The 26,411-nt window shown below is 71.3% G+C and carries 20 protein-coding genes and 2 pseudogenes; 12 read left to right on the top strand and 10 right to left on the bottom strand.

What is annotated here, in order from left to right; all coding sequences use genetic code 11:
• Positions 1 to 389 precede the first annotated feature (389 nt).
• Complete coding sequence (locus F0344_RS27290) at positions 390 to 671, bottom strand: hypothetical protein (RefSeq protein WP_185301281.1); 282 nt, start codon at positions 669 to 671, stop codon at positions 390 to 392.
• Between the two features lie 119 nt (positions 672 to 790).
• On the opposite strand from F0344_RS27290, the gene F0344_RS27285 reads away from it, so the two are divergent.
• A complete protein-coding gene (locus F0344_RS27285) occupies positions 791 to 1,150 on the top strand; it encodes an arsenate reductase family protein (RefSeq protein WP_185301280.1) in 360 nt (119 codons plus the stop codon).
• A gap of 73 nt (positions 1,151 to 1,223) precedes the next feature.
• Here the strand turns inward: F0344_RS27285 and F0344_RS27280 are convergent, their stop codons facing one another.
• Positions 1,224 to 1,721 (bottom strand): carboxymuconolactone decarboxylase family protein, encoded by a 498-nt coding sequence (locus tag F0344_RS27280; RefSeq protein ID WP_185301279.1) that lies wholly within the window; start codon positions 1,719 to 1,721, stop codon positions 1,224 to 1,226.
• Between the two features lie 47 nt (positions 1,722 to 1,768).
• On the opposite strand from F0344_RS27280, the gene pdxR reads away from it, so the two are divergent.
• The gene (pdxR, locus tag F0344_RS27275; protein ID WP_185301278.1) at positions 1,769 to 3,172 is read left to right on the top strand and encodes a MocR-like pyridoxine biosynthesis transcription factor PdxR; all 1,404 of its coding nucleotides are present in this window, start codon (positions 1,769 to 1,771) and stop codon (positions 3,170 to 3,172) included.
• A 99-nt stretch (positions 3,173 to 3,271) separates the two neighbouring features.
• On the opposite strand, the gene F0344_RS27270 is transcribed toward pdxR, so the two are convergent.
• A complete protein-coding gene (locus tag F0344_RS27270) occupies positions 3,272 to 4,201 on the bottom strand; it encodes a Gfo/Idh/MocA family protein (RefSeq protein WP_185301277.1) in 930 nt (309 codons plus the stop codon).
• A gap of 172 nt (positions 4,202 to 4,373) precedes the next feature.
• Here F0344_RS27270 and F0344_RS27265 point away from each other — a divergent pair.
• The 4 genes and pseudogenes from F0344_RS27265 to F0344_RS27255 form a co-directional block, all read left to right on the top strand.
• Positions 4,374 to 4,599 (top strand): annotated as a pseudogene (locus F0344_RS27265) (hypothetical protein); the annotation flags it as partial.
• A gap of 36 nt (positions 4,600 to 4,635) precedes the next feature.
• A pseudogene (locus F0344_RS36175) lies at positions 4,636 to 4,955 on the top strand (ARPP-2 domain-containing protein); the annotation flags it as partial.
• A 195-nt stretch (positions 4,956 to 5,150) separates the two neighbouring features.
• Positions 5,151 to 6,185, top strand: a complete 1,035-nt coding sequence (gene glnII / locus F0344_RS27260) for a glutamine synthetase (protein WP_185301276.1) — start codon at positions 5,151 to 5,153, stop codon at positions 6,183 to 6,185.
• Positions 6,186 to 6,539: 354 nt separating this feature from the next.
• Complete coding sequence (locus F0344_RS27255; RefSeq protein WP_185301275.1) at positions 6,540 to 7,094, top strand: winged helix-turn-helix domain-containing protein; 555 nt, start codon at positions 6,540 to 6,542, stop codon at positions 7,092 to 7,094.
• A 188-nt stretch (positions 7,095 to 7,282) separates the two neighbouring features.
• Here F0344_RS27255 and F0344_RS27250 read toward each other — a convergent pair whose 3' ends face one another.
• Entirely contained in the window at positions 7,283 to 7,756 is a 474-nt protein-coding gene (locus F0344_RS27250; RefSeq protein ID WP_185301274.1) for a MarR family winged helix-turn-helix transcriptional regulator, read from the bottom strand.
• 84 nt (positions 7,757 to 7,840) lie between these two features.
• Between F0344_RS27250 and F0344_RS27245 the strand changes: the two genes are divergently transcribed.
• Entirely contained in the window at positions 7,841 to 8,392 is a 552-nt protein-coding gene (locus F0344_RS27245; protein ID WP_258050305.1) for a carboxymuconolactone decarboxylase family protein, read from the top strand.
• Between the two features lie 121 nt (positions 8,393 to 8,513).
• The gene (locus F0344_RS27240) at positions 8,514 to 9,962 is read left to right on the top strand and encodes a DUF1996 domain-containing protein (RefSeq protein WP_185301273.1); all 1,449 of its coding nucleotides are present in this window, start codon (positions 8,514 to 8,516) and stop codon (positions 9,960 to 9,962) included.
• 34 nt (positions 9,963 to 9,996) lie between these two features.
• On the opposite strand, the gene F0344_RS27235 is transcribed toward F0344_RS27240, so the two are convergent.
• Entirely contained in the window at positions 9,997 to 10,470 is a 474-nt protein-coding gene (locus tag F0344_RS27235) for a hypothetical protein (protein ID WP_185301272.1), read from the bottom strand.
• 164 nt (positions 10,471 to 10,634) lie between these two features.
• Here F0344_RS27235 and F0344_RS27230 point away from each other — a divergent pair, with 164 nt between their 5' ends.
• The 4 genes from F0344_RS27230 to F0344_RS27215 all read left to right on the top strand — a co-directional run bounded on the left by F0344_RS27230 (position 10,635) and on the right by F0344_RS27215 (position 15,433).
• Positions 10,635 to 12,611 carry a hypothetical protein gene (locus F0344_RS27230; RefSeq protein ID WP_185301271.1) on the top strand — a complete coding sequence of 659 codons (1,977 nt, stop codon included), beginning with the start codon at positions 10,635 to 10,637 and terminating at the stop codon, positions 12,609 to 12,611.
• Positions 12,612 to 12,689: 78 nt separating this feature from the next.
• Positions 12,690 to 13,595 (top strand): metal-dependent hydrolase, encoded by a 906-nt coding sequence (locus F0344_RS27225; protein ID WP_185301270.1) that lies wholly within the window; start codon positions 12,690 to 12,692, stop codon positions 13,593 to 13,595.
• A gap of 3 nt (positions 13,596 to 13,598) precedes the next feature.
• A complete protein-coding gene (locus tag F0344_RS27220; protein WP_185301269.1) occupies positions 13,599 to 14,675 on the top strand; it encodes a PDR/VanB family oxidoreductase in 1,077 nt (358 codons plus the stop codon).
• 35 nt (positions 14,676 to 14,710) lie between these two features.
• The gene (locus F0344_RS27215; protein ID WP_185301268.1) at positions 14,711 to 15,433 is read left to right on the top strand and encodes a TetR/AcrR family transcriptional regulator; all 723 of its coding nucleotides are present in this window, start codon (positions 14,711 to 14,713) and stop codon (positions 15,431 to 15,433) included.
• Between the two features lie 158 nt (positions 15,434 to 15,591).
• Here F0344_RS27215 and F0344_RS27210 read toward each other — a convergent pair whose 3' ends face one another.
• The 5 genes from F0344_RS27210 to F0344_RS27190 all read right to left on the bottom strand — a co-directional run bounded on the left by F0344_RS27210 (position 15,592) and on the right by F0344_RS27190 (position 26,358).
• Complete coding sequence (locus tag F0344_RS27210; protein ID WP_185301267.1) at positions 15,592 to 15,942, bottom strand: 5-carboxymethyl-2-hydroxymuconate Delta-isomerase; 351 nt, start codon at positions 15,940 to 15,942, stop codon at positions 15,592 to 15,594.
• 136 nt (positions 15,943 to 16,078) lie between these two features.
• Positions 16,079 to 21,337, bottom strand: a complete 5,259-nt coding sequence (gene pulA, locus F0344_RS27205) for a pullulanase-type alpha-1,6-glucosidase (RefSeq protein WP_185302923.1) — start codon at positions 21,335 to 21,337, stop codon at positions 16,079 to 16,081.
• A 160-nt stretch (positions 21,338 to 21,497) separates the two neighbouring features.
• Positions 21,498 to 23,219, bottom strand: a complete 1,722-nt coding sequence (locus F0344_RS27200) for a carbohydrate-binding module family 20 domain-containing protein (RefSeq protein ID WP_185301266.1) — start codon at positions 23,217 to 23,219, stop codon at positions 21,498 to 21,500.
• A 419-nt stretch (positions 23,220 to 23,638) separates the two neighbouring features.
• Entirely contained in the window at positions 23,639 to 24,697 is a 1,059-nt protein-coding gene (locus F0344_RS27195; protein WP_185301265.1) for a LacI family DNA-binding transcriptional regulator, read from the bottom strand.
• Entirely contained in the window at positions 24,682 to 26,358 is a 1,677-nt protein-coding gene (locus F0344_RS27190) for a glycoside hydrolase family 13 protein (protein ID WP_185301264.1), read from the bottom strand. The genes F0344_RS27195 and F0344_RS27190 overlap by 16 nt, the downstream gene beginning before the upstream one ends.
• Positions 26,359 to 26,411: the final 53 nt, after the last annotated feature.

The following is a 26,411-nucleotide window of genomic DNA, read 5'->3' as shown; positions in this document are numbered from 1 at the left end:
AGTTGAAGTTCCCACAGCGCCGCCATATTGTCTGTGACACGTCATACCTTGACGCTCGTCGGCCGAGACGACTACCGGGGCGGGTCACCCTCGCCCGGACGCAGCGGCTGGCACCGATCTCGGGCTCGAGACACTGGCGGTTCTCGCGGACAGCGACGGTGTTCTCGGCGAGGAGCCCAACCCGCGCCGCAAGGCCGGGACGGGGCGGGCAGGTGGCACGATCCCCAGCCCCCGGGCCGGGACAGAAACGGGAGACCGCCAACGGGTCACCAGAGCGCAACTCGCGCTCTGGTGACCCGTTGCGGACCATTCCGGTGGAAACACCGGGATTGCTGAGATCGCTTGATGATCAGAGCAACGGCACAGGTGTCAGGTGCGGGAGGCCGTGGTCAGCGGCCGTAGCGGATCAGGGTGCGGACCATGCGGCAGGTGGTGTCGGACGGCGGGTGGATGCCCAGGCGCTCGGCCATGGTGCGTATACGGGCGTTGGTGGCGCTCGACGGCTGGTAGACGCCCGTGTCGAGCAGGGCGATCGCCAGGCGCATGGCCTTCAGGCGGCGGTTGTGGGAGACGTACCACTCGCGGGGGCGGCCCGCGGGGAGTCGCTTCCTCTGCAGCGGCTTGGTGAACTGGTGGTGGAGCGGCTTGGTCGTGACTGCGGCAACGGCCATCGGCAACCTCCTGGCACGGTGGTGGAACCCTCACGAACTCCCTTTATTTTACTACCCCCCACTGACAATCGCCCCTGGCCAGACGGGCTTTCGCGATCCCCTCGCGTAACCTGGGCCCCATGGAGATCTGGATCAATCCGGCCTGTTCCAAGTGCCGCAGCGCAGTGGATCTGCTCGATGCGGAGGGGGCGGCGTACACCGTCCGCCGCTACCTGGAGGACGTGCCGTCGCGCGACGAGATCCGGGCCGTGCTCGAACGGCTGGGGCTCGAACCGTGGGACATCACACGGACCCAGGAGGCCGACGCGAAGGAGCTCGGGCTCAAGGAGTGGCCGAGGGAGGCCGGTTCACGGGAGCGGTGGATCGAGGCGCTCGCCGCGCACCCGAAGCTGATCCAGCGGCCGATCATCACCGCGGACGACGGGACGGCCGTCGTGGGGCGTACGGACGAGGCGGTACGGGACGCGCTGGGGCGGTGAGACGCCGGTCCGGAGTGGGGGCACGCGGGCGGATGCCGGGGGCGGGCGCCGAGGTCGGCCCCGCCCCGGCCGGTCAGCGTTCGTCGGTGCCGGCGCGCTTGCCCGTGGCCAGGGCGATCCTGTTCCAGGTGTTGATGGTGAAGATCAGGGCGAGCAGCCGGGCCAGTTCCGGCTCGTCGAAGTGCGCCGCGGCCCGCCCGTACACCTCGTCCGAGATGCCGCCGTCCGCGACCCGCGTGACCGCGTCGGTGAGGGCGAGCGCCGCCTGCTCCTTCTCCGTGAAGAAGTGCGTCGCCTCCTGCCACACGGCGACCATGTGCAGCCGCTCCTCGCTCTCGCCGGCCTTCCGTGCGTCCGTGGTGTGCATGTGGAGGCAGTACGCGCAGTGGTTGAGGTGCGAGGAACGGATCTGTACCAGCTCGACCAGCGTGGGGTCGAGTCCTTCCCGCGCCGCCGCGTCCAGGCCGATCACGGCTCGGAACGCCTTCGGTGCGGCCTTCGCGAAGTTGAGCCGGACGGCGGCTCCGGTCGTGGCGGACGGGGCGTCGGTCTTGATCTCTGTCGTCGTCATGAGTACGAATCTATGGGAACCAGCGACCGGCTACGGGGTGCATTTCGATGGTTGATTCATGGGTCAATTCGGCCGAGGTCCTGGGCAGCGATCTGCCGCTGGCCCTTTCGGGTACGGGGAACAGGCGGGCCGTCCTCATGCGGGCGCTGCGCGAGGCCGTGCGGAGCGGGCGGCTCGCACCGGGCACCCGGCTGCCGCCGTACCGTTCGCTCGCCGTCGATCTGGGCCTGGCCCGCAACACCGTCGCCGACGCCTACGCGGAGCTCGTCGCCGAGGGCTGGCTGACCGCCCGCCAGGGTTCCGGCACCCGGGTCGCGGAGCGGGCCGCGCCCGTCACCCCCGTACACCGGCAGCGGACCCCGCCGCGCACCGCCCGCCCGGTCCACGACCTGGTCCAGGGGAAGCCGGACCCCTCGGTGTTCCCCAGGACCGCGTGGCTGGCCTCGGCCCGGCGGGCGCTCACCGAGGCGCCCAACGACGCCTTCGGACCCGGAGATCCGCGCGGGCGGCCCGAGCTGCGGCAGGCCCTGGCCGGCTATCTGGCCCGGGTACGCGGCGTACGGACCGCACCAGAGCGCATCGTCCTGTGCTCGGGCGCCGCGCACGGGCTGCGCCTGCTGGCGGACGTGCTGGGCGGCCCCTGGGCGGTGGAGGCGTACGGACTGCCGTTCCACCGGGCGCTGCTCACCGGCCAGGGCGTCGGCACCCGTCCGATCGGCGTGGACGAAGACGGCGCGCGCGTCGCCGAGTTGAGGGGCACGGACCGGGCCGCTCTGCTCACCGCCGCGCACCAGTTCCCGACCGGTGGGCCGTTGCATCCGGAGCGGCGCGCCGCCGTGGTCGACTGGGCGCGGGCGACCGGGGGCGTCGTCGTGGAGGACGACTACGACGGCGAGTTCCGCTACGACCGGCAGCCCGTCGGCGCGGTGCAGGGTCTCGATCCGGAGCACGTGGTGCTGCTGGGGTCCGTGAGCAAGAGCCTCTCCCCCGCGCTGCGGATCGGCTGGCTGGTGCTTCCGGAACGGCTGGTGGAGGACGTCGTGGCGGCCAAGGGCGAGCGCGAGCAGTGGTCGAGCGCCACGGAGCAGCTCACACTCGCCGACTTCGTCGAGTCGGGGTCGTACGACCGCCAGGTGCGCCGGATGCGGCAGCGCCACCGACGCCGGCGCGACCTGCTGGTGGCCGCCCTGGCGGAACGGGCGCCATCCGTCCGGGTCTCCGGGATCGCCGCGGGTCTGCACGCGGTCCTGGAACTGCCGGCCGGGACGGAGCAGTCGGTGGTCCGGGCGGCGGCCTGGCAAGGGCTGGCGGTCGAGGGCCTCTCCGACTATCTGCACCCGGCCGCGACGGAAGGCGGCCGGGACGGGCTGGTCGTGGGGTACTCGACCCCGGCCGAGCACGCCTATCCACCCGCCCTGGACGCACTGTGCCGGGCGCTGCCGCCCGAGTGAGAGAGGGCCTGGGGCTGCGGGGGTGCCGCCCGGCTGAGAAGGGTCTGGGGCTGCGGAGGTACCGCGCGCCGAGATCGGACGCCCCCGCCGGAGCGCAGGTCAGAGGCGCCGGGAAACCAGCAGTCCTGCCTCGGCCTCCGCCAGCAGTTCCGTCAGGCGCAGCCCGAACCGTACGTCGCAGGGGTGCGGCACTCCCGTACGCACGGACTCCGTCAGCGCGTCCACCGCGCTCCGGAACGCGCCCACCGCGTCGCCCCAGTCCGGCAGGGTCACCACACCCCTCTCGCCCCGCAGCTCGATCTCCATGCCCACCGCAGCCACGGGTGCGCCCAGGCCGAGCGTCACCGTGCTCGAAGCCCCGGAGGCGTGGCGGAGCACCAGATGGGTGGTGTCGGCGGGGCCGCGGGCCGCTGTCAGTTCCGTGACCTCGCCCAGCACCGGGATGAGGACGGAGAGCACGTGCGGGCCCACGTCCCACAGGCCGCCCTTCTCCCGGCGCCAGGGCGAGGCGGCGTACTCGCTCGACGCCTCCGGTGCGTACAGCGCGCCGAGCCACTGGGCGCGGGCGGTGAACCAGCCGTCCAGCGCGGCCTGTTCGGTGATCCACTGTGCCGTCCCGGTGGCGAACCGCAGGGTGCAGAAGACCACGGACGCGACCCCGGCCCGCTCCGCCGCCCCGGCGAGCTCCCGTGCGCCCGCCACAGTGGTGGCGACGGGCTTGTCCATCAGGAGGTGGCAGCCGGCGGCAGCGGCGCGGACCGCCAGCGGGGCCTGGATGTCCGGCGGCAGCGCGAAGGCCACCGCGTCACTCGCCGCGAAGAGCTCATCGATGCCGGTTTCACCGGTGTACGCCTCGGTGCCGTGGGCGGCGGCCAGTGACTCCGCGGCCTCGGGCCGACGACCCCAGACACCGCTCAGCCGGACGCCGGGGTGGGCGGCGAGGGCGGGGGCCTGGGTGTTGCGGGCCCAGGGGCCCGTACCGAGCAGGCCGATCCGCAGCGGCGTGTGGGGAGCAGGAGGTGTCGTCATGGGAGCCAGTGTGCCGCCCCGTGCGCGCCGCGATGACTTCGCCCTGTCCGTGAACGCGGTGGCGGGGTGAACGCGGTGGCGGGGCAGGGTCGTGGGCGGTTACCCGGGTGCCGAGCGGGATCGGTCCCCAGGGACGTACGAGAAGTGGATCGGTGGCGCCCGAGGTTCACAGCGGCTGGACCCGGGCCGGCACACGGCGGTGGTCCATGTGAACCCCGTATACGACGCGGACGGTTTCGATGTGCGGCGGCTGACTCCGAGCGTGCCCACGGCGGGGATCCGGGACGCCGAGGATCTGCCGGCTCTGGTGGAACTCGCCTAGTTCTCCGGGGCGTACGGGGGGGGTGGTGGCGCTGCACACCTGTCTGGACCGGCAGGTCGCACGTTTTGTGGACGGCCAGGGGAAGGGAACCTCGTGCGCGAAGGGCTCTCGCCGCGAGCTGCTGGACACCTCGTACGCGTTCGACCGGGTCCACCGGATGGGGGACTTCACGCCGTGGCGGTTCCTGCCGCCGTTCCTTCGCAACCAGGAGGGCCGGCACATCGGGGAGACGATCACAGGGGGCGGGTCGCCTGTCTGAAGACGTTCCGGCTGTCCGAGGCCCAGGTCCGACGGGGCCATCTGCCGCACAGGCTGTCCGACGCGGACTGGTCGCTCCCCCGCGCGGCCGTCGCCCTGGGCACGAGCGAGGAGGAGATGGTGCGACGGGTTCACGCCGCCGGATTCGCCTCCCTGCCGAAGGCTCGCGCGTGACCGGGCGGACCGGCCGGGCGGACCGACCGGCGCGTGTCCCCGGCACCGCGTCGCCCCACCGCGTCCCCGCACCGTGTCCCCGGTATACGGAGGAATCCTAGGTAACACGGGGTTCACATTCGGGCAACGGCCGGGAAATCGCGTCTTGCGAAGCTGCGCAGCAGAGACCGCAGCACCCCTCGAAGGATGGCTTCCGTGACGTTCAAGGCTGAGTACATCTGGATCGACGGCACCGAGCCGACCGCCAAGCTTCGCTCCAAGACGAAGATCATGGCCGGGTCGCCCTCGGCCGATGTGGCGGACCTGCCCATCTGGGGCTTCGACGGTTCGAGCACCAACCAGGCCGAGGGCCACGCCTCCGACCGGGTGCTGAAGCCGGTCTTCACGTGTCCGGACCCGATCCGGGGCGGTGACGACGTCCTCGTCCTGTGCGAGGTCTTCGACATCGACATGACGCCGCACGAGTCCAACACCCGTGCCTCGCTCCGTCCGGTCGCCGAGCGGTTCGCGGGCCAGGAGCCCGTCTTCGGCATCGAGCAGGAGTACACCTTCTTCGACGGGCACCGCCCGCTCGGCTTCCCGGAGGCCGGCTTCCCGGCCGCGCAGGGCGGCTACTACTGCGGTGTCGGCGCCGACGAGATCTTCGGCCGCGACATCGTCGAGAAGCACCTCGACAACTGCCTCAAGGCGGGCCTGGCCATCTCCGGCATCAACGCCGAGGTCATGCCCGGCCAGTGGGAGTTCCAGGTCGGACCGGTCTCCCCGCTGGAGGTCTCCGACCAGCTGTGGATCGCCCGCTGGCTGCTGTACCGCACCGCCGAGGACTTCGACGTCTCCGCGACCCTGGACCCGAAGCCGGTCAAGGGCGACTGGAACGGCGCCGGTGCGCACACCAACTTCTCCACCAAGGCGATGCGCGAGGGTTACGACGCGATCATCACCGCGTGCGAGTCCCTCGGCGAGGGCTCGAAGCCGATGGACCACGTCAAGAACTACGGCGCGGGCATCGACGACCGTCTGACGGGTCTGCACGAGACCGCCCCGTGGAACGAGTACAGCTACGGCGTTTCCGACCGTGGCGCCTCGGTCCGCATCCCGTGGCAGGTCGAGCAGGACCAGAAGGGCTACATCGAGGACCGCCGCCCCAACGCCAACGTCGACCCGTACGTCGTCACGCGGCTGATCGTCGACACGTGCTGCACCGCGCTGGAGAAGGCCGACCAGGTCTGATCCCGCTCTTCGTCCGTACGCGGGGGCGCTCACCGGATTCCGGTGGGCGCCCCCGCGGCGTCGATAGGGTCCGTCCGCCTCGGCCGGACGGACCCTATCGACGGGTGAGAGGGCCCCTGCTGCGCTGACGCGTTGTCTGCTTCAATGGGGGCATGGTCGGCTTCCAGCACATCTCACCGGGTCGCAGCGACCTCGAGCCGTTCTGGCCCTCTCGCCAGCATGATGACTTCGACCGGGTGTGTTGCCGCGCGTGGAACGCGCAGGCCCTCTAAAGCCGCTCACCCCGGTCTTCGGCCCCGCGCGCACGACGTACGTCCGTCCTCGACGACTCCTCGCGCGAAAGAGCTGACCCTCATGGCGAACACTCGTACCCTCTCCGCGGCATCATCGGCGCCCGCTGCGGCCACCTCCACCGTCCGCCCCTTCTCCTCCCCCCGCCACCGGCTGCGTTCCGTCGACCCCGACGAGATCGTCCAGTTCTCCGATCTGGCCGGTCTGCTGCCGCCGGGAGCCACCTGGCTGCCCGCGCCGCAGCACTCCCTGCCCACGCTGCCGGGGCAGCCCCCGATGATCGGCTACCTCGTCCTGGTACCGGCCGATCCGCAGCCGGACGCGGAGGGTCCGGGCAGCGGGCCCGTCCGTATCGACTCAGCCCGGCGCACCGCCGCGGTGGACGGCGTCCCGCTGGACCTCACCTATCTGGAGTTCGAGCTCCTCGCGCACCTGGTGGCGCACCCCCACCGGGTCCACACCCGTGATCAGCTGGTGACGACGGTGTGGGGGTACGGGCACGTGGGCGACGGGCGCACCGTGGACGTCCATGTCGCCCGGCTGAGGCGCAAGCTGGGCGCGGAACACCGCGGCACGATCCGGACCGTCCGGCGCGTGGGCTACACGTACGCCCCCTGAACCGCAACCGCGCCCCGCCACGAGACGGCCCCCGGACACCGGTCCGGGGTCCTTCTCGGCTGCCGCGTCAGCCGCGACCTCCCGCCCGCCCCACCGGGTCCCCGGCCCGCCCGGGCCCGGCGGCGGACTCACCGGTTCCAGGCCCGGCAGCCGGAAGAGGGGGCCGGGGACAGCCGGCTCCGGCTCGCTCAGCCCGTGAACCACCCCGCCGCGTCGAGGCGGAACGCACTCGCGGGCGCCATCGCCCGCAGACCCGCCTCCATCGCGGCCATGCGTTCGGCGCCCAGGGACGCCACCCACTCCGCCCGGATGCGGTCGAACTCCCGGGCCGACCTGACCAGCACGTCCGTGCCGCGCGGGGTGAGCCGGACGACCTTGCGCCGGCCGTCCTGCGGATCGTCGACGCGCTCCACGTAACCGAGGGCCTCCAGCTTCTCGACGGTCTTGCCCGCGGCCTGCTTGGACACCCCGAGCCGCCGCCCGATCCCGCCGGCGCTCGCACCGTCCCGCCCGACCGCCTGGAGGGCGAAGCCGTAGGCGGGCCGCACGTCCGGGTGACCGTGCGCGGCCAGCTCGCCGTGCAGCTCGTCGATGATCGACCGGAACCCCGCGAACAGCAGCAGCGGCAGCTCGAAGCCCGCCCTTTCCTCCGGCTCAGCCATTGCGCATCTCGACAACCTGGTTTACCTTTTCGTCAATCATGTTGTCGAGTTTACCGCGAGAGCCGAGAGGTATCCATGTCAGCCATCACCCTGTCCGCGTTCCCCGAGCACACCCTCGACACCGCACCCGCCGCCGCCCGCGGCACCATGGAGGCCGTGGCGCGGCGGTCCGGCTATCTGCCCTCCGCCGTCGCACGACTCGCCACGTCGCCCCACCTGCTCGACGGCTTCCTGAAGATCAGCGCGGTATTCGAGTCGACCACGCTGGATCCGCTCTCCCGCGAGGTCGTGATCATGACGATCGCCACCCGCAACGCCTGCCACGTCTGCGTGGCGATGCACACGGCCAAGCTCACCGCGCTCGGCGCGGACGAGGACCTGATCGCCGCTTTGCGCGACGACCGCGCACCGGCGCTTCCTGACGAACGGATGGAAGCGGTACGGCGGTTCACGCTCGACGTTCTCGCCACGTCGGGCGCGGTCGACGACGCGTCCCTGGAGAGCTTCCAGGCGCACGGTTACACCCCGCAGAACGCGCTGGAGGTGGTGCTCGGCGTCGGCGCGTACACGATGTCGACGCTCGCGAACCGGCTGACGGGGGCACCCGTCGACGCGCAAATGGCGGCGTTCGCCTGAGAGTTGAGCATTCCGGTCGTTTTACGCATGGGGATCTCCACGAATTCCACGAGCGTCTGAACAGGGTGCGCGCCCGGTGCGTATGGGACGTGACGCTTCTCCCTCGAAGCAGAGGAGTTCCATGGGACGCACATCGCGCAAGAAACGAAGCTCACTGGCCAATCGGGCGATTGCCGCCTCGGCCGCACTGATTCTGGGCGGAGGCGGGCTGGTCGCCCTCAATGTCTACGCAAGCGCGGGAGAAGGCTGGTCCGGCTCGCCTCCCGAACAGACCCGTAACGAGGGTCCCCAGATGTCCACCATCGACTGTCCCGATGTGGGGAACGAACTTGCCGACGTGCCCGAAGAAGCACGCGGGGAGGTCGACCTCGAACTGGCGGCGATGGATACGCAGATCACCGACGCGTATCGGCAGTTCGCCGACCGCAGGGAGCAGATCGCCCAGGACCCGGATCTCGCCGAGAACGCGGTGCTCGGCCCGCTGAGGGCCAAGAGGACGGCCGGCCTCGACCGTATCGGGATCGCCGTCGAGCGCAGCGGCGCGGACCGGCCGGAGGGGCTGGAAGGACTGGCCCCGTGCACCCTGCGCGCGGACGACACCGGAGCCGGCGGCGGAGGCGAGGAGGACGAGGGCCAGGAACCCGGTGAGGACGAGAACCAAGATCCCGACCCTGCGCAGGAGGGCAACGGGCCCGAGGCGTCCGATTTCGTCGACATCCAGTCGGTCCAGCCCAACGTCGAACGCCCCCGCCAGCGACGGGGCGCCTCACGCGGTACGTTCACGACCGACTGCGGGCGCAACGAGAACGGGAAGTTCAACCCGGACAACGTCATCGTCGCGCCGGGAGTGAGCAATGGCGCCCACCACATGCACGACTACGTGGGCAACCAGGCCAACGACGCGTTCGCGAGCGACGACGACCTGGCCCGGGGTGCGACGACCTGCCGCAATCAGGGCGACAGGTCCACGTACTACTGGCCGGTGCTGCGCCTTCAGAACGGCGAGGACGAGAACGACGTGGACGCCGACGGCGGCGGCAAGGACCAGAACGTCGGCGAGATCCAGACACCGTCGCAGGTCACCCTGAAGTTCGTCGGGTCGCCCAGGGGAAAGGTGACGGCCATGCCGCGCTTCCTGCGGATCATCACCGGGGACGCGAAGGCGTTCACCAATGGGGACGCGAACGCCAACGCGTCCTGGAGCTGTACCGGATTCGAGGACCGTCAGCTGAAGGACAAGTACCCGATCTGTCCGGAAGGCAGCCAGGTGGTGCGCTCGTTCGCGTTCCAGAGCTGCTGGGACGGCAGGAACACCGACAGCGCGAATCACCGCACCCATGTGGCCTTCGCGCAGGACGACGGCAGTTGCCCGGACGGCTTCCGGGCCATTCCGCAGCTCGTGCAGCGCATCGTGTACGACGTCCCGCCGGGCCCCGGCTTCGCCGTCGACTCGTTTCCCGAGCAGCTGCACAAACCCGTCACGGATCACGGTGACTTCATCAACGTCTTCGGACGCAAGGCGATGAACAGGGTGGTGAGCTGCATCAACGACGGCCGTACATGCCGCTGACCCGCTCGGTCGGCGGCACCCGGAACCTGCGCGGTCAGCTCCCGCGGTGACCGGAGTGCCCTCCCTCGCTCCCCCCGCTGCCACTCCTCCCCGAGTGGTGCGGCGAGGCGGTCTCCACCGTCCCCCCGAGCCGGCCGCGCAGCGCCGCGACCACCTTCGGTTCGCCCACCGCGACCCACTTGCGGCCGACGAGATACGAGCCGCCGTAGTCGTCGGCCTCGTCGATCCACTCCCGCTGCCCACGGTCGGTGGCGAAGGTGACCAGCACATAACGACCGTCAGCTGTAAGGCAGTTGGCCTGACGGATCTCTTCCGCATCGGTCTGCAGATCGGGCTCGCAGTCCGCCTTGGCGGCCAGTTGCTCCAGCGTGCCAATCGCGGTGGGCGGCGCCTCGCGTTCGCCGTCGCCCGCTCCCCCGCCGCACCCGGCCAGCAGCACCAGTCCGGCACATACGACGACGGCAGCCCGACGCCCCTTCTTCCGGCGCCGTTCCAGCAGTGTCAGCATCCACCCATCGTGCCCCGCGAGCCCCTTCCGCCGCGGCGGAACGGTGGATTCTTCGTGGGTGTGCGACGGCCAGGGTGACCACGTGGGACGGACGCGGGCAGCGAACCCTCCGCCCACCCCACCGGCCGGGGTGACCATCGCACCATTCGCTCGTTCAGCTGAACATGCCTCCGAGTCGAGCAGTGCCGTCCGCCGCCGAGCGTCGCATGGTCGGGTCGGCCGATCCGGAACCGGCGGATGCCGCGCTGGTAGAGCACTACACCCGGTTGACACGGATCGGATATCTGGTGCTGCCGTCCTCGCTCGGGCGCGGTCGGCGGGTGCTGACGGCGCACGGGCTCGTTCAGCGGTCCCTGCCCCGGTCGCGGGCCGTGGAGGCGGTGGGCGGGGTGCCGCAGCCGCGCGGGCCGGAAGGGGCGGCCGCGGTGGACCCCGGGTATGCCGATCTCCGGCTGCGGGTGGTGCGGTCGGCGCTGGAGGCCAGGGGGTCGCTGCGGCCCCGGAGCCGGTCGCGGTGGCTGCGGGTGCCGACCCGTGCGAGGCGGGCGTGGGGGTCGCTCCTGGCGCCGCGGGTCTGGGGGCTCCAGCTCTTCCCGCGGTCCGGTGGTGCGGACGAACTCGCCCTGGAACAGACGCTTTCCACCGCTTCCGGCCCGTGCCGGGCCGCCCATGTCCTGCGGGGCCTTGAAGGGCTCCCGGACCCGGAGGTGTGCCGGTTGCTCGCCGCCGCCGGAGTGGCCGATCCGGGTGCCGCGCTGGCGGAGGCGAACACGGTGACGGCGCCGTACGCACTGCTGGCTTCCCCGGAGTTCGATCCCTGTTCGCTGCAGGTCCGGCCCACCGATCTGCTCCTGCGGCGCCGGCGTGCGCGGGCGGCGCGGGCCGGGCTGGCGGCGCTGACGGCGTGCGGGGCACTGCTGGTGATGCCGGGCGGCGGCTGGGGCCCGGACGCGGCGCCCCCACCGGCGTCCGCGCACCACCCGGCGGCCCGGCAGGCCCTGGACCCGGCCGCGTTGCAGCGGGTCCCGCCGTCGTCCTGGCGGCACTCGGCCCGTACCGACTTCACGGCCTGGCCCGCCCGCGGCAACCGCACCGGGGACACCGGACTGCTGCGGCGGGCGCTCGCCGCCTGGACGCTGCCGGGTCACGCCGACCGGGCGACCGCGACACCCGGTACGCCCACGGGCCCGCCGATGGGACCGCCGCAACTGCTGTACGCGGGAGTGGTGGACGAGGCCGTGGTGGTGCTGCTCCACGACGGGCTGCGCATCGTGCGGTACGCCGAGTCACGCCGCGCGGCGCCGGACCGGGGTGCCTTACTGGACTTCGCCCGGGTGGACGGCGCGGACTCCGCCGCCGCGAACGCACTGGTCGTGGGGCGGGCGGGCGGCCGGGTCCGCTATCTGACGGCCCCCTGGGTGCGCGCCGTGGCCGTACGGGACCTGCTCGCCCCGCACGCGGCGCCGCGCGCCCTGCCCCGGGACGCGGACGGGGTGACCGGCCCCCTGGCCGGGCTGCGGGACACGGCGGACGGCTGCCACTCCTGGGAGGCCCTGGAGGTCCGGGACGCGGAGTCCGTCCGATGGATGACCGATCTCGGCGAGCTGACTCCGGTCCGGCTGACGTCCGGGATCCCGTCCGCCCCGCACGACGTGTCGGGGCGGGCCGAGCGGGAGAGCTGGGCGCGCACCGCGTGCCTGCTGCCCGCGGTGCGGGCCGGCGGCGTCCGGTCGGTGAACTCCTGGCTGTTCGCGCGCCAGCCGCTGCCCGAGGGCAACGGTTCGGCGCGGTGGCTCTGCGTCCGCGCGGAGACCTGGCGGGGCACGGGGAGCAGGGTGCTCGCCGAGTTCCAGGCGCCTGCGGCGACGACCGCGCCGGGAGCGGTCGTCGCCCGCGCCGAGGACTCTCCGGCGTGCGGTCCGCGCGATCCGCACGTACTGGCCGGGGTGCTCTGGAAGTCGGCGGGCGGGCGGTGGTACCTGGTCGCGGCGGGCTCGGGTCAGTTCGCCTCGCTGTCCACCTCCGGTGGCGTGGTGGGCAGTTCCCGGGGCCGACTGCTGACCGTACGCGCCGGTGCGGGCGACCGGGCCGAGCTCAGCGGGCTGCTGGCGGACGGCCGTAAGGTCGGCGCCCTGCGCTGAGCGGCGAGGACGGCCATACGCACAGGAATTCGGCGCACACCCCTGTCCCCCGCGCATACCCGTCAGTACATTGACAACATGTCTAACACGCAGCCAGCGGCGGACGCGTCGGAGCGGACCTCGCTCAAAGCCCGGAAGGTCTCTTTCGACTGGGAGGAGACGCCGCTGCACTGGGTGCCTGGAGAGCCCTTCAGCACGCACATGATCAACACCATCCATATGCTCCTGCCGGCCGGGGAACGGTGGTTCATCCATGTCTACCGCCAGATCCTGCCGTACATCCACGACGATCAACTCCGCGAGGACGTCATCGGGTTCATCGGCCAGGAGGCCGTGCACTCCCAGGCCCATGACGACGTGCTGCCGCATCTGAAGAAGCTCGGGCTCGACCCGACCCCGTACACCGCGCAGATCGACTGGTTCTTCGAGAAGCTGCTCGGTGACAGGACGCTGCCGCCCGGCCGGGCCCGTAAGTGGTGGCTCATGGAGCGGGTCGCGATCATCGCGGCGATCGAGCACTACACCGCCTTCCTCGGTGACTGGATCCTCAACGCCGAAGCGCTCGACCGGCACGGCGCCGATCCGACGATGCTGGATCTGATGCGCTGGCACGGGGCCGAGGAGGTCGAGCACCGCTCCGTGGCCTTCGACGTGTTCATGCATGTCGACGGCGGCTACCGGCGGCGGGTGCGCACCTGGGCGGTGGCGTTCACCGCGCTCGTCTTCCTCTGGCAGCGCGGCACCCGCTTCCTCATGGAGAACGACCCGAGCCTGCTCGACGGCAAGGCGTCCTTCAGCCAGCTCCGGGCGGGAGGCAGGAAGGGCACGCTGCCCACCACCGCCGCGATGGCGCGCTCCATCCCCACCTATCTGAGCCGTACGTACCACCCCTCGCAGGAGGCCAGTACGGCCCAGGCCGTCGCCTACCTCGCCCACTCGCCCGCGGCCCTGGCGGCCGAGGCCCGGATGCCGGGAAAGAGCTGACCCATGGCCCCTCCCCGTCTGCGCACGCTCGTCCTGGTCGCCGGAGCCGCCGTACTCGCCCGGCGTGCGGTGCGCCGCCGTATCGAGGCGTCACCCCTGTGGCCCATGCCCGCCCTGGAGCATCCGGTCTCGGGCTACTCCGAGCGGCGCTCCACCACCACCCGGCCACTGCTGATCACCGAGCGGGAGCCGGTCGCCGACGGCGTCGTACGGCTCCGACTGGCGGGCGACGACCTGCCCGCCTGGCAGCCCGGCGCGCATCTGGACCTGGTGCTGCCCTCCGGCCTGGTGCGGCAGTACTCGCTCTGCGGGGACCCGGCCGACCGTGCCGCGTACACCATCGCACCGCGCCTCGTCGAGGACGGCCGGGGCGGCTCCCGTGAAGTCCACACACAGCTGCACGAGGGCACTCGGGTACGCGTCCGCGGGCCGCGCAACCGGTTCCCGCTCGTCGAGGCCCCCGCCTACGTGTTCGTCGCGGGCGGCATCGGCATCACGCCGATCCTGCCGATGCTGCGGGCCGTCGCCGCGGCGGGCGCCGAGTGGCGGCTGCTGTACGGGGGCCGTACGCGTGCCTCCCTGCCCTTCCTCGACGAGATCGCGGAACTCGGCGCGGACGGCGGGCGCGTCACCGTGGTCGCGGAGGACGAGGCGGGACGCCCGGACGCGGCCGCGGCGCTGGCGGCTGCGGCGCCCGGTACGGCGGTCTACGTCTGCGGCCCGGAACCCTTGATGGACGCGGTCGCCGCCGCGCTCCCCGAGGGCTGCGCCCTCCACCTCGAACGCTTCACCGCCGCCACCGGCACGGACCCGTCCGCCACGGCCTTCGACGTCGAACTGCGCCGCTCGGGAAGCACCGTCCGGGTCGAGGCCGGCCAGTCGGTGCTGGCGGCCGTGCGCGAGAAGCTTCCCCATGTCTCGTACTCCTGCGAGCAGGGTTTCTGCGGAACCTGCCGACAGCGGGTCCTGGAGGGCGAGATCGACCACCGGGACGAGCTGCTGACGGACGGGGAGCGCACGGACTCCATGCTGCTGTGCGTCTCACGCTGCCGTGGTGACCGGCTGGTCCTCGACCTCTGACCTCCTCGACGACGCGCCCCGGCTAGGCTGTTGGCATGACGACCGGGGTGCGGCGCAGGATGGGCGTCGAGGAGCGCAGGCAGCAGTTGATCGGCGTCGCGCTGGAGCTGTTCAGCCACCGCTCCCCCGACGAGGTGTCGATCGACGAGATCGCGGCCGCCGCGGGGATCTCGCGTCCGCTCGTCTACCACTACTTCCCGGGGAAGCAGAGCCTGTACGAGGCGGCGCTCGGGCGGGCCGCCACCGAGCTCGCGGGGCGGTTCCTTGAGCCGCTCGAAGGACCGCTGGGTGCCCGGCTGCTGCGCGTGATGGGCCGGTTCTTCGACTTCGTCGAGGAGCACGGCCCTGGCTTCTCCGCGCTCATGCGCGGCGGTCCCTCGGTCGGCTCCTCGACGGCGAACGCCATGATCGACGGGGTGCGCCAGGCCGCGTACGAGCAGATCATCAGCCACCTGGGGGTCCAGGACCCGCCCGCCCGGCTCGAGCTGGTCGTGCGCTCCTGGGTCTCGCTCGCCGAGTCGACTGCCCTGATCTGGCTCGACGGGCGGCGCATCCCGCGGTCCGAGCTGGAGACGCAGCTCGTGCACGACTTCGCGGCGCTGGCCGCGGTCAGCGCCGCGTACAACCAGGAGATGGCCGGCGTCGTGCTGCGGGTCCTCGCCGAGGAGCCGGTGGACGGCCCGTTCGGGGATCTCCTGACCCGTCTGTCGACGCTGGCGCCGTCGGTGTCCGCCGTCCCCCCGCAGCGCAGGCCCTAGGGTCTTTCGTCTGGATCAGGCCGGATCAGGGAGCGGGGGCCGGTGCGTGCAGCTGCAAGGCGGAGGATCGAGGCAACGCGGAGCGTTGGTGATTGACGACAACGCCGCAGATGCGCGTGCCGGCCCCCGCGAGCCCGGCATGATCCCAACGAAAGGCGCTAGTTCTTCCGGTAGGACGGGTCGAGTTCGCGGGTCTCGGCCGAGGCGTGCACGACCAGCTCATCGACGGGCTTCAGATGTCCGGCCAGCAGATCGAGGACCGCCTGGGTCAGCCGCACCTTGGTCTCCGGCGTACGGCCGGACAGCAGCCCGATCGAGACGTGCACGATCGCGTCACCCTCCGGCGTCTCTCCCACGAAGGACTCCTCCACCCGGCGGAACCGGGTCTTGCAGTTGGGGACCTGCGTGGTGACGGTCTCGGCGACCAGCGGGTGCAGGGCGAGGGCGAAACCGCGGCGGTCGAAGGCGTCGTCGAGCTCGGCGGAGTAGTCGACGGTGATCTGCGGCATCAGGTGCTCCTGTGTACGGTCCGGCCGGTAGTCGGACTCCACCCTGACGGTGATCCGCGGGACAGCACAAGCCCGGCCGCCATCCGGCCCCTGTGAGAGGACCGGACCGCGGCCGGGCGGGGTGGGGCTGTGCGCGTCAGCGCAGGGAGAAGACGGCGACCGTACGTCCGGGGACGGTGAAGGTGCCGGACTTCCTGTCGTACGCGGACTTCTTGACGGTGGCGTCCGTGCCCCCCGCCTGGACGGGGTGCAGGGCGTACGCCGTGCCCGCGCGGTCCGCGAGGCGCTGGCTCTCGGTACCGGGGGTCGCGTTGATGACGACGACCAGCTCGCCGAGGCGCATCGTGATCACGCCGGGGGTCTCGCCGGTCCCCGAGAGCGGGAACGACAGCGTGGACTGGACCTGCTCGGTGGTGGGAAGGGAGAACTCCTTCTCGGTGGTCCGGATGGTGAGCAGGTCGCGGTACGCGGCGGAGGCGCCGTCGATCTGCGGGCAGCCGGGGGTGAGTGTGGCGTTGGTCAGCAGCGGCTTCGCGTAGGACCACTTGCCCGCGTTGTCGGCGGCGGGCGGGAGCCCCCGGCCGAAGCCGTTGCCTTCGCGGCAGTCCCAGTGCAGCGCGTTGAACCAGTCACCGCTGTCGTAGGAGTTGCGGTCCAGCGACTTCGAGCGCAGCAGGTCGGTGCCCGCCTGGGAGAGCGAGGGCCCCTGCGACAGCGTGGACGCCGCCATGGCCAGGACCTGCATCCGTGCCCGGTCGGCCGCCGGGGTGTCCGCCGGGAGCTTGAAGGCGAGGGCGTCGTACAGCGTCTCGTTGTCGTGGGCGTCGGAGTAGGCGAGGGCGTCGCCGGGGGCCGCCGCGTATCCGGCGGGTGCCCCGTTGTAGTCGACGGCGGAGCCCTTGACCGTACGGCCGCTGCTGTCGGTGAAGGTGTAGTCGGCGAGGTTGCCGGTCAGCCCGACCTTGATCAGGTCCTGGTAGTGCAGCAGCCGGGCCTTCTGCTCGGCCTCGGTGCCGTTGGCCTTCGAGGTGTTCGGGTCGGTGTGGAGACCGCTCGCGAAGCCCTGGACACCGGGATCCTCGTCGAAGGGGCCGCCGCCGCGCACCGCGTCGCGGGCCCGGTCGGAGAAGGTGGCGATGCCGGTGCCGGCCATGTGCTTCTGGGTGGCCTGGACGAAGCGGGCGTCGTCGGCGATCTCTCCGAAGTTCCAGCCCTCCCCGTACAGGACGATGTTCTTCCCGTCGACGCCGTCCTTGGCGGGGGTCAGCTCGTCGAGGGCCTTGCGGACCGCGAGGATGTTCGCCTTGGGGTGGTGTCCCATCAGGTCGAAGCGGAAGCCGTCGACCTTGTACTCCCTGGCCCACGTGACGACGGAGTCGACGACGAGCTTGCCCATCATCGTGTTCTCGGGCGCGGTGTTGGCGCAGCAGGTGGAGGTGGCGACGGAGCCGTCCTCCAGGAGCCGCTGGTAGTAGCCGGGCACGATCTTGTCGAGTACCGACTTGTCGTCCTGGCCGGAGGCGACGGTGTGGTTGTAGACGACGTCCATGACGGTGCGCAGTCCGGCTCCGTTGAGCCCCTGCACCATCCTGCGGAACTCGACCGTGCGCCTGGTGCCGTTCGGGTCGGAGGCGTACGAGCCTTCGGGGACGGTGTAGTGCAGCGGGTCGTAGCCCCAGTTGAAGGCGTCCTTCGCGGCGGCCTTCGCCACGCAGTCCTGCTGCACCTCGGAGTCGGGGGCGTAGACGGACAGGTCGCAGGCGGGCTTGTGCTGGTCCGACTTCTTCTCGGGGATCGTCCCGATGTCGAAGGCGGGCAGCAGGTGGACGTATCCGGTGCCCGAGTCTGCGAGGCGCTCCAGGTGCTTCATCCCGTCCGAGCGGGTGTCGGTGAAGGCCAGGTACTCACCGGGGTGCTTCGCCGTCCGGTCCGCGATCGAGAAGTCGCGGATGTGCAGCTCCTGGATCTGGGCGTCGCGCAGCGGGGCGGCGGCAGGCTTCCTCAGTCCGGACCAGCCGCGGGGGGCCAGCGCCGGGTCGGTCAGGTCGACGACGAGGCTGCGGGTGGAGTCCGCGGTCAGTGCGGTGGAGTACGGGTCGGTGACCTTGTTGGTGACGGTCTTCTGGACGGTGGGCGCCCAGACCTTCACGGCGTACCGGTAGGACTTGCCGTACCAGTTCTTCTTGCCCGTGACGGACCAGACGCCGGTGCGGTCGTCGCGCCGCATCGGGACGGACGTGCCGTCCAGTTCGAGCGAGACCGTACGGGCGGTGGGCGCCCAGACGGACAGGGTGGGGCGGCCGTGGCGAAAGACCGGGCCGAGGGCGGCGCCGCTCGCCCGCTCCCCGTACAGGTCGTCGAGCACCCCGGCGGTCTGCACCCCGGTGGCGGCGAGCAGGGCGCCGTTGGCGGCCCGCTGGGTGGCGATCAGCTGGCCCCGCAGGGAGTCGCGGACGCGGTCCCGGTCGCGGACGTCGACGGTGAACGCCGGGTAGTCCTTGAGGTGGGGGTACTTCGCCTTCTGCGCGTCGGTGAGCGCCGAGGTGTTCAGCCGCAGCCACCGGCCCTCGTCGGACAGCGCGCCGTCGACGACGGAGATCCCGCCGTCCTCGGCGTACACGAGCTGCTGGCTGGTGGCGTCGGTGGACTTCACCTTCCAGACGACGGTGTCGTCGTCGATCCACTGGGCCGCGGCCTCGGTGAGGTCCGGGGCGGGTGCGCCGCCTGCCTGCGGCAGGAGGTATCCGGGCTTTCCGCCGAGCATCCAGACTTCGTGCCCGTGCGACGCGAGGTCCAGGGACTGGTCGCTGGGGAGGTCCTTCTCGTCGCCCTTGTGGAGGATGTAGCTGAGTGAGGTGGCGCCCTCGGTGAGCGGGACCTCGAAGGTGACGCCGTAGGCGTTCTTCCTCACCGGCTGGAGGGGCTTCGCCCAGTCGGTGGGGTTCTTCGCCCCGGTCCAGGTGTGCAGACCCCAGCCGTCGTAGTTCCCGTCGGGGCGGTGGTAGTTGAGTACGGCCTTCGTGGTGTCCTGCGGCGGCTGTGCGCCGTCGGGCGCCTCGGTGGCCTGGCCGTCCCTGCCCTGCTCGATCCAGACCTGGCCGGTCCTGGCCAGGTCGACAGAGCGCTGCGGGCCGTCGGCGGTGCCGGCCTTCTCGACGGTGTACGGGACGGTGGACGCGCCCTCGTCGACGGCGACCCAGGCGAACGCCCCGTAGGCGTCCCGCCCGATGAAGTCGGCGGCCTTGTCACCGGACTTCAGCTGCCAGCCGTCGTAGTCACCGTCCGCCCGCTTGTAGTGGACGACGGCGTAGTCGCGCTCGACGGCGACGGGCTTCTCGGTCGGCGGGGCCTGGCCCGCCGTGGTCGAGGCGAGCGCACTGGCGGTACGCCCCGTGCGGTCGACGACAACGGCCTTGTAGCGCAGGGGGGTTCCAGCCGCGACCGAGTGGTCGACGTACTGGGTGACCTTGTACGGGGCGTGGTCGGCGGAGCCGAGCGTGCGCCACTTGCCGTTGCCGGTCTGGGCGGCGAAGACCACGCGGTCGAGCTGTCCGCCCTCGACGTCGGCGGCCAGCTCGACGGTGCCGGTGGCTCCGGCGGCGGGCGCCTTCAGGGTGATGGCCGGCGCGGTGGCGGGGGCACCCGGCGTCCGGTCGGCCCGGAGCACTATGCTGCCGAGCGCCGGCACGGTGACGCTGATCTTCTTGTCACTGCCGCTGCGCACGGTGCCTGAACCGCCGTACAGCGTACGGAAGTTCATGCCCGCCGACTCGGTGGCCAGCTCGACGGTCCGGGCCTCGGTGGCGTTGTTGGAGGCCACGACGTACTCGTAGGGGCGCTTGGCGTCCGTACGGGAGAAGGCGTGCACGGACCCTTGCGCGTAGCGCTCGGTCTGGGTGCCGTCGCGCAGTGCCGGGTGCTCCTTGGTGAGCTTCGACAGGGCTGCGATGGAGCGGTACACGGGGTGCTGGGTGTCGTACGCGTCGGAGGCGTGCGTACGGTCCGTGCCGAGCTGGTCGTCGTCCAGGTAGTCGGCGGTCTCCGAGGCGAAGAGGGTCTGCCGGGCGTCCTTGTCGCCGCCGGCGCCGGTGTAGCCCTGCTCGTCGCCGTAGTAGATCACCGGGTTGCCGCGGCCGAGGAACATCAGCTCGTTGGCGAGGCGGGCCCGCTTCAGCAGTTCGGCGTCGTCCGCTCCCGGGTTGTCCTGCTTGAGGAACGTACCGATGCGGCCCATGTCGTGGTTGCCGAGAAAGGTGACCTGCTCGTAGGCGTTGGCCTTGTCGGTGGTGTAGCGGTAGTCGTCACCGTAGACCGCGGCGAGCTTGTTGGCCGGCGCGCTCTGGGAAGCGTACTGGCGTGCCGCTTCCTGGAAGGGGAAGTCGAGCGTGGAGTCCAGCCGGCCCCGGGTGACGTACGGCGAGGTGATCGCGGTGTCCGCGGAGTAGACCTCGCCGAACATGAAGAAGTCGTCCCGGCCGCGCTTCGCCGCGTAGGCGTCGAGGGCGGTCGCCCACTCGGTCCAGAAGTCCAGGTCGACGTGCTTGACCGTGTCGATGCGGAAGCCGTCGATGTCGAAGTCGCGGACCCACTTCCGGTAGATCTCCGCCATGCCCGAGACGACCTCGGGGCGCTCGGTCCACAGGTCGTCGAGCCCGGAGAAGTCGCCGTACTCGGTGGACTCACCGGCATAGGTCGAGTCACCGCGGTTGTGGTACATCGTGGGGTCGTTGAGCCAGGAGGGGACCTTGGTGCCGGTGCTCTTCGGTGTGTAGGGGAAGGAGTCCTGGTCGACCTCCTCCATGCCCGCCGTGTCGTCGAACGGGCGGCCGTCCTTGTCGAGGTACGGGAAGGCGCCCTTGGGCTTGTACCCGTACGCCTTCTCGGCGTAGTCGACGGTGTCGGCGGTGTGGTTGGTGATGACGTCGAAGAAGACCTTCATGCCCTTGCCGTGGGCCTTGTCGATGAGCCTCGACAGGTCGGCGTTGGTGCCGAAGTGCGGGTCGACCTGGGTGAAGTCGGTTATCCAGTAGCCGTGGTAGCCGGCCGAGGCGTTCTCGCCGGTGCCTTGCACCGGGCGGTTCTTGAAGATCGGGGCGAGCCAGATGGCGGTGGTGCCGAGGCCCTGGATGTAGTCGAGCCGGTCGGTGAGGCCCTTCAGGTCACCGCCCTGGTAGAAACCCTTGTCGGTGGGGTCGTACCCGGTCTCCAGCCGGGAGCCGGTGAGCCCGCCGCGGTCGTTGGAGGCGTCACCGTTGGCGAAGCGGTCGGGCAGGACGAAGTAGAACTGCTCACGGGTCAGGTCGTGCCGGGCCGGGGCGGCGGCCAGCTTCGCGTCCGACGGCGGGGCGGGCGGCCTGGCCGCGGCGGTCGCGGACGCCGCAGGCACGACGGGCATGAGCGCCACGCACAGTGCGGCGACAGCTCCCCGTCTGAGGGTGGTACGGGACACGGAAGGGTCTCCTTGGTTGTTCGGGGAGTCGGGACGTCCATGGCGTCCGCGGAGCCGCCCCGAGTGCGCACCCTGGCTCCGGGCGCGCACTCGGGTCCGGGAGAGGTCAGGCGCGCCAGACGTCGGCGGTCAGCGTGACCTTGCCGCTGGCGGGTACCGTCGCCGTGCGGTTGGCGCCGCTCTCCCAGGTCACGTTGCCGCTCGCGTCCTTGCGGACGTACTTGTACTCGAACGCGGTCCCCGCGGGCAGGCTCACGTCGAGCTTCCAGACGGGGTACGTGGCCGGGTCGAGCTTCGGCGCGTTGGCCGTGTTCCAGCTGCCCAGGGCGGCCTGGTTGCCGGTGACGTAGATGTTCTGGCCGGGCTGTGTGGTGGCGTTGACGCCGAAGGAGGCGCCGGATGTCCCGGTTCCGGGGCCGGTGCCGCCACCGCCGGTGCACGTGCGGGCGTTGACGTGCAGGGCGAGCGCCGTGCCGGCGCCGAGCGTGGCCGTGAACTGGCCGGAGCCGTTCACCGTGACGGCCTTTCCGGACTGGACGTCGCAGTAGTCACCGGCGGGCAGTGAGGTCTGGAACGTGCGGGTCAGGGCGGAGCCCTCGTGGTTGAGGGCGACGTACGCCTTGGCGCCCCGGCCGAACGCGATCCGGTCGCCGCCGTTGTCCCACCAGTTGGAGACGGCCGCGCCGCGGGCCGCGTTGCGGAAGCCCACCATGGAGGAGATCTCGCGCCAGGAGTGCTGGCACTTCCAGCCGTCGGCGTAGCAGGCGTTCACCTGGCCACCGTTGGGCGGGCCCGCGTCGTGGTTGCTGAACTCGTAGCCGGAGTGGACGTCCGGGGAGCCGTAGGGGTAGGCCAGCATGAAGACACTGGCCAGCGTGTACGCGGAGCCGTTCTTGTAGTTCAGCGTGTCACCACCGCGCTCGGTGTCGTGGTTGTCCACGAAGACGGCCGACCTGCCGGACTCCATGAAGCCCCAGCCCTCGCCGAAGTTCTTCAGGTTGGCGAGGTTCTCGCTGGTGAAGACCTGCTTGAGGCTGCGGCCGTAACGGAATTCCTGCACGTCTCCGCTGCCGAGGTACTCCGAGGGCGACACGGCCTCGCCCGCACCGTGGATCGCCTCGTGCTTCCAGTAGACGCCCGGGTTGCTCAGCCGGGACTTGATGTCGGCCAGGTCGGTGGCGGGCATGTGCTTGGCCGCGTCGATCCGGAAGCCGTCGACCCCGAGGGAGAGGAGGTCGTTGAGGTAGGTGGCTATCCGGCCGCGTACGTAGTTCTCACCCGTGTCCAGGTCGGCCAGGCCGACCAGTTCGCAGTTCTGGACGTTGCCGCGGTCCCCGTAGTTGTTGATCGGGGACTGGCAGTCGTTCATGTCGCTGACGGAGTAGACGCCCGGGTAGTCGTACTTCGTGTACGAGCTGCCGCCGGTGCCGGTGCCGGAGCCCGCCGACATGTGGTTGATGACGCTGTCGGCGATGACCTTGACGCCGGCGCCGTGGCAGGCGGCGACCATGGAGGAGAAGGCCGCGCGGTCGCCGAGACGGCCGGCGATCTTGTAGCTGACCGGCTGGTAGGAGGTCCACCACTGGCCGCCCTGGATGTGCTCCTGGGGCGGTGAGACCTGAACGAAGCCGTAGCCCGCCGGGCCGAGGGAGTCCGTGCACGCCTTGGCCACGGAGGCGAACTTCCACTCGAACATCACGGCGGTGACGTCCTTGTCGCCGGGGCCTGCGGCCTGGGCGGTTCCTGCCGTTCCGAGGCCGGTGGGGACGGCCAGAACAGCGGCACCTGCCACAAGGGCGAGTGCGGCAGAGAGGGATCTGCGTGCCATGTCTTTCCTCCTGCTGTGGGGGAAACGCGGGGGTGACGGCAGCCTCACGTGGCAACGCGCCGTGCCCTCAAGGCTCATGAAGGTTCTTGCTGCAAAAATGCAAACCTTGCCGCGGAGCAGACCGTACGAGCCCACCCCGCGCCGGTCAACCCTTTGGACATCCCCCGCTAACATCCGCGAAACCGTGCGGATTTCTTCCTGCAAGCTCTTTCGCAAGATATTGCGACCCTGTTAGGTTCAACGCGACTCCGGTCCGGTCGGCCGGGGGTTTCGGTCGCTTCGGCGCCGGGCCCCACGCGCCCGGCCGGCCGGGCCGGTCACGACAGCGAGAGGCACCTGGAGTCGTTCACTCCCCGCTGGCCCGTCCCGGGCCGACTCCGGTGCCTCTCCTGTGCGTTGCCGCCGCGTTCCGCCCCCGGTCAGACCGTACGGGCCGCCGCGGTGGACCCTCGTACGACCAGCTCCGGCTGGAACACGTACTCCGTGCGCTGCACCGGGCTCCCGCCGATCTCCTCCAGCAGGGCCCCCACCGCCGCCGCCGCCATGGCCTGTACGGGCTGGCGCACGGTCGTCAGCGGCGGGTCGGTGAACGCGATCAGCTGCGAGTCGTCGTAGCCGACGACCGAGACGTCGCGCGGCACGTCGAGCCCTCTCCCCCGGGCGGCACGCACCACCCCGAGGGCCATCAGGTCGCTGCCGCAGACGATGGCGGTGCAGCCCCGGTCGAGCAGGGCACCCGCCGCCACCTGGCCGCCCTCCACGCCGAACAGCGTGGAGCAGACCAGGAGTTCGGCCTCGGCCGGGGACAGCCCGAGCAGCGAGACCGCCGACTCGATGAAACCGTCCCGCTTGCGGCGGGAGGGCACATAGCGCTGCGGACCGATCGCCAGGCCGACCCTGCGGTGGCCGAGCGCGGCGAGATGGCCGACTGCCATCCGCACGGCCGCGGCGTCGTCGGGCGAGACGAACGGGGCGCTGATCCGTTCGTTGTAGCCGTTGATCAGGACGAAGGGCACCCCGCGGTCGGCCAGTGCGGCGTACCGCGCCGGGTCCGCCGACAGGTCGGCATGGAGCCCGGACAGGAAGACGATGCCGCCGACGCCCCGCTCGACGAGCTGCTCGACGAGCTCGTCCTCCGTGGCACCGCCGGGCAGCTGGGTGCAGAGCACCGGGGTGTAGCCATGCCCGGCCAGGACCTGTTCGACGGACTGCGCGAACGCCGGGAAGATCGGGTTGGTGAGTTCGGGAGTCACCAGTCCGATCAGTCCGGCGCTGCGCCGTCGCAGCCGTACGGGACGTTCGTAGCCGAGGATGTCGAGCGCCGCGAGCACCCGCTGACGCGTGGTGTCCGCGACGCCCGGCTTCCCGTTGAGCACCCGGCTGACGGTCGCCTCGCTGACCGCCGCCTGGCCGGCGATGTCGGCGAGCCGGAGCGCTCCGCCGGTCCGGGGTGCGGGGACGGTCACACCGTCCACCACACCGTGGTCTCGGCGGGCAGTTCGAACTCGGCACCGTCGACGGTCACGGGCGCGCTGGAGAGCAGCACACTGCCGCGGACCGGCATCCGTACCGGACGGGTCGTGGTGTTGACGGTGCAGACGAAGCCGGGGCGGCCGAAGACGAGGACGCCTTCCGGGGCGTCCAGCCACTCCACGCCGGTTCCGGCGCCGAGGCCCGGGTGGGTGCGGCGGGCGGTGATCGCGGCCCGGTACAGCTCCAGGGTGGATCCCTCCACGCCGGTCTGCGCCTCGACGGAGAGCTCGCCCCAGCCGGTGGGCTGCGGCAGCCAGCTGCCGCCGTCCCCGAAGCCGTACGAGCCGCCGTCGCGGGTCCACGGGATCGGCACCCGGCAGCCGTCGCGGAAGCCGTCCTGGCCCTCGGCACGGAAGAAGGACGGGTCCTGGCGGGCCTCGTCGGGCAGGTCGGTGACGTCGGGCAGGCCGAGCTCCTCGCCCTGGTAGACGTAGGCGGAGCCGGGCAGCGCCAGCATCAGCAGGGTCGCGGCGCGGGCACGGCGCAGACCCGTCTCGCGGTCGCCTGCGGTGCGGATCTGGGTGCCGAGGCCGGGCGGGTTGGCGAAGCGGGTGGCGTGCCGGGTCACGTCGTGGTTGGAGAGCACCCAGGTGGTGGGGGCTCCGACGGGACGCATGGCGTCGAGCGAGGTGTCGATGACCTTGCGCAGTTCGGCGGCCTCGAAGGCGGTGCCGAGGTACTGGAAGTTGAACGCCTGGTGCATCTCGTCGCCGCGCACGTAGTTGGCGGTGCGCTCGACGGTGGGCGTCCAGGCCTCGGCGACGGCGATCCGCTCACCGGGGTACTCGTCGAGGATGACGCGCCAGCTGCGGTAGATCTCGTGCACACCGTCCTGGTCGAAGAACGGCATGACATCGTTTCCGAGCAGCTTGAGCTGGTCGTGGGCGCCGAGGTCGGGCAGGCCCTCGGCCTTGACGAGGCCGTGGGCGACGTCGACGCGGAATCCGTCGACGCCCATGTCGAGCCAGAAGCGCAGGATCGAGCGGAACTCGTCGGCGACGGCCGGGTGCTCCCAGTTGAAGTCGGGCTGCTCGGGGGCGAACAGGTGGAGGTACCACTCGCCGGGCGTGCCGTCCGGGTCGGTGGTCCGGGTCCAGGCCGGGCCGCCGAAGATGGACTCCCAGTCGTTGGGCGGGAGTTCGCCGGTCGTGCCCTTGCCGGGGCGGAAGTGGTAGCGGTCGCGCAGGGCCGAGCCGGGGCCTTCGGCGAGGGCGCGCTTGAACCACTCGTGCTGGTCGGACGAGTGGTTGGGCACGAGGTCGACGATGATGCGCAGCCCCAGGCCATGGGCCTCCCGGATCAGGGCGTCGGCGTCCAGCAGCGTGCCGAACATCGGGTCGATGGCCCGGTAGTCGGCGACGTCGTAACCGGCGTCGGCCTGCGGCGAGGCGTAGAAGGGGCTGAGCCAGACCGCGTCGACACCGAGGCTCTTGAGGTACGGAAGACGGGCGGTGACGCCTGGCAGATCGCCCATGCCGTCGCCGTTGCCGTCGGCGAAGCTCCGTGGATAGACCTGGTAGATCACCGCGTCCTGCCACCAGCCGGTGCGGTGGCCCTGGGCGCCGTCGGACGTGCCGGTGAAGGGGGCAGCGAGGTGCTGGGTCATGTCGTCCCTGGGGTGTCTGGGAGGGGAGCGGCGCCGTGACCGGGTCGGGGTCC

This window comes from Streptomyces finlayi (assembly GCF_014216315.1).
Classification (GTDB): domain Bacteria; phylum Actinomycetota; class Actinomycetes; order Streptomycetales; family Streptomycetaceae; genus Streptomyces; species Streptomyces finlayi_A.
Note: the sequence above shows the minus strand (reverse complement) of the source record. Positions and strands in the feature narration are given on the sequence as shown.